The organism is Erythrobacter sp., assembly GCF_038133525.1.
Lineage (GTDB): Bacteria > Pseudomonadota > Alphaproteobacteria > Sphingomonadales > Sphingomonadaceae > Qipengyuania.
This window is the reverse complement of record NZ_JAYPTL010000133.1, coordinates 922-2,487: the sequence shown is the minus strand read 5'-3', so window position 1 is coordinate 2,487 and position 1,566 is coordinate 922. Positions and strand designations below refer to the sequence as shown.

At 60.3% G+C, this 1,566-nt stretch carries 1 protein-coding gene; it reads left to right on the top strand.

From position 1 onward, the window contains the following. Window positions 1–390 precede the first annotated feature (390 nt). On the top strand, window positions 391–1,566 hold a 1,176-nt coding region (locus AAFM29_RS17090), incomplete at its 3' end, for a carboxylesterase family protein (protein WP_341713933.1).

The following is a 1,566-nucleotide window of genomic DNA, read 5'->3' as shown; positions in this document are numbered from 1 at the left end:
GCATTATCCTGTGCCATGGCGATAGAAGGAAGGCAGGTCAGGCTTACGCCGGACATAAGCCAGGCGGCAGCGGTCAAATATCGGCTCGTCATTTCTATCTCCCTGACAAAGCGGGATTTATCTGCGTTTGGGTCGTATTCCAGACCCTTTGCAGGAACCCGTCTTTTCTTATTGCCATCGATCGCGTGTCGTGCAGCGCGACCAACGTTTCTGCAGGGTCCGGCATAAGGAAATTTCGCGCGAGTGACGGTATTGATTGGTCAGTCCAAGCTATAAGTTCCATTTGTAACGTGGCGATTTCACGCGACGAAACGCGCATCCTTGCAAATCGAAGCTGTTCGAACATGAGCCTGGCGAGAGAATCCTGAGATGCACAAAGCAAATAACCGCATGATCCCTGCCTTTCTGATCCTTGCAGCGACGGCGGCATGTCAGCCCCTTGCACAAGCGGGGCCGCAGCCTGCCGGTCCGAACGGACCGGTGCCGTTGCTTGAAAGTCGGGTCGATACCGGTGCCTTATCGGGTGTCAGGGGGCGCGATGCCGAAATCGCCGTCTATCGCGGCATTCCCTATGCGAAACCGCCAACGGGCGACCTCAGGCTGCGCCCGCCGCAGCGCCCGGCTGCATGGGAGGGGGTTCGCGATGCTTCAGCGTTTGGCCCCGTCTGTCCGCAACATCTTCGTTCACCCATCGATCTGCCGATGGACGAGGATTGTCTGACCGCCAATATATGGACCGCTGCGAGCAGCGCGGCCGAGCATCGACCTGTTTTCGTCTGGATCTACGGCGGCGGATTCAACGAAGGCTATGGGGCCGACCCGAACTTCGACGGTGAGGCTCTGGCCAGAAAGGGGCTTGTCGTCATCCCATATAACTATCGATTGGGCCCTTTGGGCTTTCTGTCGACGCCGGAGTTGAGCGCGGAGAGCGGTGACGGCAGTTCGGGCAATTATGGCCTGCTCGACTCGATCGCGCTTCTCAAATGGGTGAAGCGCAATATCGCCGCCTTTGGCGGCGACCCCGACAACGTGACTATCGCGGGCCAGTCCGCCGGGGCGGGAAGCGTGCAATTTCTGTCGCTATCGCCAATAAGTCAGGGACTATTTCGCCATGCGATCAGCCAAAGCCAGGTCCGCGATCCGGGCGACCCGGCATTGCGCTATCTCGCCACATCCTACCGCCATCGGGATACCGCGCTGGAACAGGGCGCAGCCTATGCGAGCGCCCATGGCGCCAGTTCGCCCGCGCAGCTCCGCCAGCTGGACTGGCGAAAGCTGATGGAAGGCAGCACCGCGATGGACATGAGCATCGACAGCGGTAGCTGGGCCAAGCCGCCGCTGTTTCGTCCGGTGCAGGACGGGGTCGTCATACCGACGAGCGTTTCTTACGCGTTGTCCAGCGGCCCGCTGCCTGACATCACTTATGTGGCGGGCAATAATCGCGACGAGAGCGGCGCGGTACCCGAAACCTCGTTCGCGAAGCGGCGCAGCGAAGGTCAGCAGCCTCGCGCGGGTCTGCCGCCCACGCAATTGACATTGACAGATTACAGGGCGTGGGCTGAACGT